Annotated in this window: 4 protein-coding genes; 2 read left to right on the top strand and 2 right to left on the bottom strand. The window is 46.5% G+C overall.

Translation table 11 applies throughout. The features are described from left to right. Nucleotides 1-5 precede the first annotated feature (5 nt). Entirely contained in the window at nt 6-182 is a 177-nt protein-coding gene (locus ACLFWI_RS27650; protein ID WP_446415598.1) for a hypothetical protein, read from the bottom strand. 51 nt (nt 183-233) lie between these two features. On the opposite strand from ACLFWI_RS27650, the gene ACLFWI_RS27645 reads away from it, so the two are divergent. Together ACLFWI_RS27645 and ACLFWI_RS27640 are read left to right on the top strand one after the other, a co-directional pair. Then, nucleotides 234-1,934: a glycosyltransferase family 39 protein gene (locus ACLFWI_RS27645; RefSeq protein WP_446415597.1), complete on the top strand. Its 1,701-nt coding sequence runs from the start codon at nt 234-236 to the stop codon at nt 1,932-1,934. Between the two features lie 124 nt (nt 1,935-2,058). Then, nucleotides 2,059-3,267: a glycosyltransferase gene (locus ACLFWI_RS27640; RefSeq protein ID WP_446415596.1), complete on the top strand. Its 1,209-nt coding sequence runs from the start codon at nt 2,059-2,061 to the stop codon at nt 3,265-3,267. Between the two features lie 191 nt (nt 3,268-3,458). On the opposite strand, the gene ACLFWI_RS27635 is transcribed toward ACLFWI_RS27640, so the two are convergent. Continuing rightward, nucleotides 3,459-3,911, bottom strand: a complete 453-nt coding sequence (locus tag ACLFWI_RS27635) for a DUF2267 domain-containing protein (RefSeq protein ID WP_446406658.1) — start codon at nt 3,909-3,911, stop codon at nt 3,459-3,461. Nucleotides 3,912-4,238 lie beyond the last annotated feature (327 nt).

The following is a 4,238-nucleotide window of genomic DNA, read 5'->3' as shown; positions in this document are numbered from 1 at the left end:
AGGACTTAGACTATTACTGGGGTGGGATTGAGTAGCCAGAAGAAGCCGCGATCGCAGCTGGGTATTTTTAGGCAGACCATCTTCAGGGAAAAGGGCGATCGCACGATAAACTCTCTGGGAGGATGGATTGCACTCCCGCCTTTTTCATCAAGATTAATGTAGCGAAAGAAAAATACCGCCAAATAATCGATTAAACTGGCAAAGAACCTACTCTTGTTCTGTCACCCTCTCTGATGAGCCGAAGTTTCCCCCTGTCTAAACTCTCCCACACATTTTCTTGGGCATTACTGATCGCGATCGTGATCGCAGTATTGTTAAGACTCCTTAACCTAAGTAGCCGAGAATTTTGGTATGATGAGGTGTTATCCCTGCTGCTGTCTACGGGTCAAAAAACTTCCTATTCCACCCCCAAGGAGTTGCCTGTTACCTTAGCCGAGTATACAGCGTTACTAAGTTTACCTGTAGAAAACGGTATCGGTGCTATCCCAGCCACTCTAAAAAAATTACTCCAAGGATTAGCAGGTGAACCCCATCCGCCTCTATTTTTTCTGGGTCAACATCTTTGGTTGCGACTATTCGGTAATGGTGTCGCCGCCACGCGCAGCTTGAACGTTCTGTTCAGTATCGGTGCAATCGGTAGCGCCTATGGTTTAGGTCGCCGTTTGTTGGGTGATCAAGGGGGCTTGTTATTGGCGGCTCTTTTAGGCACTAATGCTTATTATCTCTTTCACTCGCTCAATGTCCGCATGTATGGTCCTCTACTGCTGTGGGTGATTCTTAGTGCTTGGGCGGCGCTAGAATTGATTAAACCCAAACGGCTGACGGTTTCGGATAAAGAACACAATAATGGTGAGAGTTCGGGTAAATACAGTAAACTCTTATGGAATCTGGTCTTCATCGGTTCAATCGCCGCAGGTTTCCTGACTTTTTATTACTTCGCCTTTTTTATTGCCGCCTTGGTTGTCTTAGTTTTATGGTTAGATCGGCAACATTGGTGGCAACATGGACTACGGTTTACTGCGGGGATCACATTAACGATTCCCTGGGTATTATGGGGAACCCGACAACAGCTACGGAATGCTGATTTAGAGCGGTTTGGCGGGACTCAAACCTGGACGGAAACCGTGGGGACACACCTCGAAGGGGTGACGCAAACCCTAGGAATTCATTTAGTGTTGGGGGATTGGATTACCAGTTTGCCCGTGGAGAGTGCTACTATCGCTGGGATAGGCGCGATCGCACTCCTGGTTGTCTGTAGTATCAGACTGTGGCGTCAGCATCACTACAGGGTTTTGGGTGTGGCGTTACTATTGGGGATTTTCCCCCTTGCCTTAGCATTAATGGTGGATATTGTCAAAGGTCAGTTTACCGTTGGCTTTGGCTGGGGGCGATCAATGATCTTTATTTTACCCGGATGCTTACTCTTAATCGCCGCCTGGATTGAGCGGACAATGGGAAAATGGCGACCCCTCGCCGCCGCGATAGTGTTAGGGTTCTATCTAGTGATCAGTATCGGGGATTTCACATTACGCGATCGCCGGATGTTCGATCAAATTGCCGACATCATCGAGCAAGAACCCACAACTCCTACCTTAATCGCTATGAATTCTCAGGCGTGGGGTCACGTCCTCCGCTTGGCATATTATATTCCCCCAGATTTGCCCGTCACCTTACTGGCGCAAGCCCCTGCGAAACTCGCTCCAGTATTAGAGAAAACCTTGACTACTCAAACGGGCAACTTTGCTCGTTTACTCTGGTTAGATAGTGGCGATCCGATATGGTCAAAGCCCAAAACAGAAGCCGAAAAACTGAAGTTTCAACAAAACATCCAGACGACTTTAAAGTCCCAATACCAGTTGGTAGAAACCCAGCCACTGGTGGGAACAATGGAAGAAGACCAATTCACTGTTCACCTCTATCAACGTTCTCAATAAGTCGTTAACGGCTTTGATCGTCTTATGTCTTATGTGATACTCGCTCCGGCAAAGAAGCAAACTACATCATACTCGAGAAGCGAAATGCAATCAAGCTGCTTAAATCAAACGTAAAAAACAGCTAATGAATGTCAATCCCCCAAATTCCCTGCTCACTGTTCCGTCCGGTTCCTTTGTGGTTCCGGATATAACCACTGTCTTAGCGACAACGGAAGAACGTCCCTTACGGTTTTCCCTAATTATTCCCACGTACAAAGAAGCGAAGAATATTCCCCAGATTGTCGAGCAATTAAGTCAATTACTCGATTCGCAACTGGCGGGGGACTATGAACTAATTGTCGTCGATGATAATAGTCCAGACGACACCTGGAAAGTGGCGCAGGAACTCACGGCGGATTATCCTCAGCTACGAGTTATGCGGCGGATTGATGAACGGGGACTGTCTACCGCCGTGATCCGAGGATGGCAAGTTGCGCGGGGAGAGGTTTTGGGTGTGATTGATGCGGATCTTCAGCATCCCCCAGAACTGTTATTGCAGCTATGGGGTAAGATCCAACGGGGAGCAGATTTAGCCGTTGCTAGTCGCCATGTTGAAGGTGGTGGTGTGAGTGATTGGAGTATTATCCGCCGATTTTTATCCCGTGGCGCTCAGACGATTGGCTTAATCCTCTTACCAGGAGTCATCGGTCGTGTTTCTGACCCCATGAGTGGTTATTTTATGGTACGCCGTCAATGTTTAGTCGGTCGTCCTCTGAGTCCCCTAGGTTACAAAATTTTAATTGAAGTCTTGGGTCGAGGGAAAGTCCCTTGGATTGGGGAAGTGGGTTATGTGTTTCAAGAGCGTCAAGCGGGGGAAAGTAAGGTTACATGGAAACAGTATGTGGAGTATTTACAACACTTACTGCGCTTGCGTTTATCTCTCGGACATATTGGTCGATTCATTCGCTTTGGTTTGGTCGGCTTTAGTGGAGTCTTTGTGGATATGGCGGTCTTTTATCTGCTGCGAGAGCATGTAGAATTGGGACTAACCCGCAGTGCCATTCTGTCAGCCGAAGTCGCAATTCTCAATAATTTCTTGTGGAATGATTTATGGACGTTTGGCGATATTTCTCGACATCAACAGGGATGGCGCAAGCGGTTTAAACGATTTTTGAAGTTCAATGTGATATGTTTAGTTGGACTCATTCTCAATGTTTTACTGGTGAATTTGTTGTTTAATGTCTTTGGTATTAATGAATATGTTGCCAAGTTAATCGCGATCGCGGCGGTGACGGTGTGGAATTTCTGGATCAATCTCAAGCTGAGTTGGCGCGTAACCGATGTGCGACGGTAATTGATATCGCCGGATTTGACCCCTCCTTAAAATTATCGGACTTGGTCGGGGCGGGTTTAGATCAGTTAGTGGTTTGAACCGCAGCGTTATTGGTGAAACCCGCCCCTACACATTCAAAAAAACAAATGACAAATGACCGGAATTAATGGGTTTCAAGCCCCATCCTTGTAAGGGGTTTGGGAACCAAACCCCTACGCTTGCTGCCACATTTGTTGAATTTTAGGCGGTAAAAACTCAGCAACTTCGTTGACTCGTTCCTGAGACAATTCGTCTTTTGTTGCCGAAAATATGGCTTTGACCACGGTTTCTGGGCTGACTCCTTTGGGCAAGCTGGCTTCTTGACGGATTCTAAACAAGAAGGTGTCAGCATCAAAATTGAGAGGGGGACGAATCCGACTCAGGAAGCTAACAATTGGATTGGTATCTTTCCAAAGATCGGCAATTTCTTGTTGCTGTTCTTCGGCTGGAGTCGGTACAGAGTCATCGTTTTTACGCAATTCTGATTCGACTCGATCTGACGCTTCTGTGTTCATTAAGTCGCGCATGGTGCGGAACACAACTTCCGTGACATCACGGGCATCATAAATGTCTTCTAAGTAACCCTGCTTTTTGACTTTTTCTAAGAAAGCTGTATTGTCGGGCATACATATTCTCCTTGTGTTTCAGGTTACGGTTGGGGACAATTTAATGTCCGGATTTCCCAGTTGTATATGAATGATCCAGTAAAGACAGAAAAACAATTTGTATGAATTTCAGATTATTTTGAGGATTTTTCAGGTTCTGGGTTAACACTTTACCCTAGAATAGCAGCGTTAGGGCTGGCATCTACCTCAAGAGGCATATTTGATCGTCAGGGAACGGGCAACGGGGAACAGGGAACAGGGCAATTATAGAAACCTTGTCATTTGTCATTTCACTGGGTTTGGGAACCAAACTGGGTTTGGGAACCAAACTGGGTTTGGGAACCAAAC

This window comes from Coleofasciculus sp., from assembly GCF_046539235.1.
Lineage (GTDB): Bacteria > Cyanobacteriota > Cyanobacteriia > Cyanobacteriales > Coleofasciculaceae > Coleofasciculus.
The sequence above is the reverse complement of the archived record's forward strand: the minus strand, read 5'-3'. Positions and strand labels throughout refer to the sequence as shown.

What these genes read in the sequence shown, in the direction of transcription:
- ACLFWI_RS27645 (WP_446415597.1), top strand. Translation starts at nt 234, where the DNA reads ATGAGCCGAAGTTTCCCCCTGTCTAAACTCTCCCACACATTTTCTTGG.
- ACLFWI_RS27640 (WP_446415596.1), top strand. Translation starts at nt 2,059, where the DNA reads ATGAATGTCAATCCCCCAAATTCCCTGCTCACTGTTCCGTCCGGTTCC.
- ACLFWI_RS27635 (WP_446406658.1), bottom strand. Translation starts at nt 3,911, where the DNA reads ATGCCCGACAATACAGCTTTCTTAGAAAAAGTCAAAAAGCAGGGTTAC.